This window comes from Roseofilum sp., from assembly GCF_982964205.1.
The window spans coordinates 1-3,939 of the sequence record NZ_CEZBFX010000203.1 but is presented as its reverse complement, the minus strand read 5'-3'; the positions used below and the strand labels follow the sequence as shown (position 1 = coordinate 3,939).

Sequence of the window (3,939 nt, the reverse complement as noted above, 5' to 3'; positions counted from 1 at the left end):
ATGCCCTCTGGAGCTTCTGAGAGGCGATAGGTCAACCGACCCCCATCTGGGTCAACTGCCCGCACGTCGTGCTGATAGAGGGCGGAAACAAAGGCAGCTTCAGAAGTATTAGAATTGACTACCTGCGCCGCTTGGTTGTCGTAGGCTCTGAGCTTAAACCCTTGCGCCGCACCCTTTTGACTGTCTTCTACCGCCACGACGATTTGATGCTCTCCCACTGGGGGATTCTCCCAACTGAGGAGGTTGTCCTCTAAACTGACACCAGTAGGCGCTTTAATTATCTTATAGTTCAACTCGTCCCCATCCGGGTCAGTCGCTTCTATCTCATAAGTAGTGGTGGTATTCCCCAGAGCATCGGTAGGGCGCTCCCTGACACAGAGCGATTTTTATCTGCGGATGGAGTTCAGGTTTGAAAGAGGGGACGATGCTGAGTTGAAATGCGATATCCCCATAAACCATTTCCACCAACTGTCCGGCGACACCATTAGATATCTCCTAAAATTAGGCTAAAACCCTAATACTTCCCTTCAAAAAACGGGGTTTTAGGAGATGTCTATTGTAGCCAACTTTGACTATTCTACATCATCGTCAAGTTCAACCAATTCGGGTGAATTCATTCTTGATGGATCGCCAAAGTAGTAGTCAAGAATTGAATCTACCGCAGTTTTAAGAGTAGGAAAAGTCAACTCAAAATCTCCACGACCGGGGCCGGGGGGCCACTCACCGAGATAAAAAATCCAGACATTTTCTTTGAAAGAAAGTGTTGTTATTGGAGCATCACACCTAATTTTCCCTGAGTCGATAAGAATACTCATTTGATAGTTCTTCCTCGTATTTCCTGAAACTGAAATCGGTTTACAGATATCATAACTAGTCGAAGATTTTCCAAATGCAGTGCGACTAACGATTAAACCAGAATTTCTGATTCGTTCGAGTTCTGTATTGATTGAAAACATGTTTTTCTAAATAAACGATAAAATTATGGTACGATAGTTCTTCCTAAAAAACTACGGGTTTGTTTGGATTATAATACCTCCGAAAGCACTAAAGAAATCAAAATAAGACATAAAGTGGGCACTTCCAAAAGACCGCTTGCATCTTGCCTGGACACTAAATATCCCAACTCATCGTAGCCAAAGTCTGTAATTCCTCGACTATGGGTTATGGTCTCAATTTGTCCGGATTCCGTGTAAGTATATTCAATACTGTCCTCCTAACCCATAGTCATATTTGCTATCCTATTGAGGAATATTTTATTCTTATGTGACTGTTGCCCACCATAGATCATTGATAGATAAAGCACTATATGAAATATTGGAGGTCATTTCTCTTCCAAATGTTTTTTCGAGTAATTCTTTCTCTATACAATAGAGATTATCATCAAAATCTTTAATGATAAAGATTTTAATTTCTTTTAGAAAGAAATGATTTGAAAATTTGTCTTTATATTTTTCTAGCACAATAATAAGCGGTACTTTAGCACAAACAATTGCTACAACTTCTTTGCCAACTAATAGTCTTGCCCACTCTTCATCTCCAGGTTCCCAATCAATGATGGAATCTTCAATTGAATGGACAAGCATGTCTAGGATTTGCCTGACTGCTTCTATTTTCCAGTGGCTGAGATTATTTTCTGTAAATCTAAAATAGTTTCCTATATTAATCATAGTGGACTTCCTGGTGCTCCATGAACAAAGTTATTTTTATTTCGGTATATATTAAGTACATTTGTTGGTTGACCTGTAGAAGCGTGAACTCCGATAGGTCTGTCTAATACTACTTTTGCCTTGGACCCTTGCCATAGATTAGCTTCATCAGCATAGGAAGCTGCATCTAACACTAGGGTTTGATAATTTACTCGATGCAAGAACTGGCTTTTACCTAGTGCTAAGGTGCCTGTTGTATGAACATTCATACCTGGGGTATCTAAAGTATATGAACCATTCGTGAGTTTACCATGTCTATTTGTCTGTATTGGTGGTGGAGTCCAATTATCAGCTTGCAACCGACCTGTTAGTTTCAATGTATCAGGAATCCCTTCAGTCGATGTTATTGTTCCTGAACCTCTAGGACTTACAGTAGGAGGCTCGCCAGTTGGAGTAATTTGTAAGTTATTTCCATCAATACCATAACTCACTTTTTTTGAACCTAGTTTAAGCTTCGCACCACTCCAAGCAAGGATTGGTAGAAATGGTAAGATATCCCACCAGGTTGCCTTTCCTTGCATAATATTAGCTGAGCTTTGAGCAATGCCAATACCAGCACCAAATAGATCGTAACCCAAGGCTGCTTTTGCCCACCAAGGAGCTGCTTGGAAACCTCTGAAAGGAGCAGCATAAGCGCCTATCCATATACTAGCAATCGATCCACTAAACCGACCCAAATTGAAGAAAAGTCCATGATGATTTCGTGTGGCTGCTTCTCCATGTCCTAATCGTCGAGCAAATGTGCTGATTCCAAACGTTAAGCTATCTAACATCCCAGCAAAAAACTGGTCATAAAGAGCTAAAGCATCACCCAAACTCCCTCCACCAGCTAAAACAGCACCAGCAGCACCCGTGGTAAAACTTAAACCAGCAAGAGTACTGTAAAGTGCAGAAGCTGCTGCTATTTGAGTGAAGGTGGCATATCCACTAGGGTCAGTATTAACCACGGGATTAGCATGAGCATACTGATACTTATGCTGACTCATAGGGTCATTCAACGAACCTTGATAAGCATCCCGGGAAATAAAACGTCCCAAAGTCGGGTCATAATACCTCGCTCTGAGATAATCCAACCCCGTCTCAACATCCCGTTGCTCTCCAGCAAACAAATAAGGATTCTCAGAACCATCTCCTGCAATTAAATTGCCATAAGCATCGTAATTGTAACTCTCGCTTACCCCTCCCAAAGCATCCGTCAACAAACGAGTCGAACCCAACCCATCCTTGTGATAAAACTGTCCGTTGCGACTAATTAAATCCTCCCCATAAGTATAAGCTGCCTGCAAATTCCCCAATGCATCGTATTCTTCCAAAACCTGCGCGTAAGGACGCAGCTCATCAATCAAATAACTCGTCTCCACCCCATCAACCGTCTTGCCAACCCGTATCCCATTCTCGTTATACTCGTACTCAATCTCCGTCCTCTCATTCCCCTCCACAATCTCCACGCCAACCAAACGATTTTCCCCATCATTTTCCCAATCATAAGTAATCGTCTTATCCCCAGTCTTGCGCGTCTTCAGACTGCCATTATCATCATAAGTATAAAGCGTCTCAACTCCTGCAAACGTCGAACGAATTAACTGATTGAGAGAATTATAAACAAAATCCGTATCTCCCTGGAGAGAATCTCCCTTATACTCTAAATTTCCCACCTCATCATACACATAAGAAATCGTCCGCTCTCCCTCAACCGGATGAGTAATCTTCTCCTCAATGACCCGATTCAACTCATCATACTTATACTCAACCACTCTCCCCTCATGGTCGGTCACTTTCTCGCGATTTCCGACATCATCCACCTCATAATCAAAACTGGCTAATACCTCTAAGGTTTCCCCGGTATCCGAGTCAACCTTCACCGTCTCAATCACATCAATGCGTCCCAAGGCATCATACACAATCATTTCCGCCGTATCGTTAGGAAAGATAGTCTTCACTAACTCGCCATTTAAGTACTCGTAAACCGTCGTCCCTTCATCCGTAGTTACTGAAGCAAGATTACCCTCTTCATCATAACCATAACCGATCTCCCGACTGGGAGTTTTCACGCCAGTTAAATACCCTTCTTCATAGGTATATTCTAAACTCGCACCACTCTCTAAATACGGTCCTTCTGGATCTGTTCTCGAAATCAGTTGTCCCAATTCATCATACTGATAAACCGTCGTTCCTCGCTCGCTAGTTATGGTTTCCGTGCGCGTCGTTTCATCATAGCCATAACTAACCGAAG

General features: G+C 42.4%; 4 protein-coding genes. All 4 read right to left on the bottom strand.

What is annotated here, in order from left to right:
- Positions 1-293 (bottom strand): hypothetical protein (locus tag AC3A14_RS24265; RefSeq protein WP_487779219.1); only part of this gene is annotated, 293 nt, incomplete at its 3' end.
- 279 nt (positions 294-572) lie between these two features.
- Positions 573-956, bottom strand: coding sequence for a hypothetical protein (locus AC3A14_RS24260; RefSeq protein WP_487779218.1), 384 nt, complete (start codon positions 954-956; stop codon positions 573-575).
- 303 nt (positions 957-1,259) lie between these two features.
- Entirely contained in the window at positions 1,260-1,667 is a 408-nt protein-coding gene (locus AC3A14_RS24255; RefSeq protein WP_318737830.1) for a hypothetical protein, read from the bottom strand.
- The coding region (locus AC3A14_RS24250; RefSeq protein ID WP_487779217.1) for an RHS repeat domain-containing protein at positions 1,664-3,939 on the bottom strand (2,276 nt) is incomplete at its 5' end. The genes AC3A14_RS24250 and AC3A14_RS24255, both read right to left, overlap by 4 nt.

Coding starts and splice junctions, on each gene's coding strand:
- AC3A14_RS24260 (WP_487779218.1), bottom strand. CDS start 956: ATGTTTTCAATCAATACAGAACTCGAACGAATCAGAAATTCTGGTTTA.
- AC3A14_RS24255 (WP_318737830.1), bottom strand. CDS start 1,667: ATGATTAATATAGGAAACTATTTTAGATTTACAGAAAATAATCTCAGC.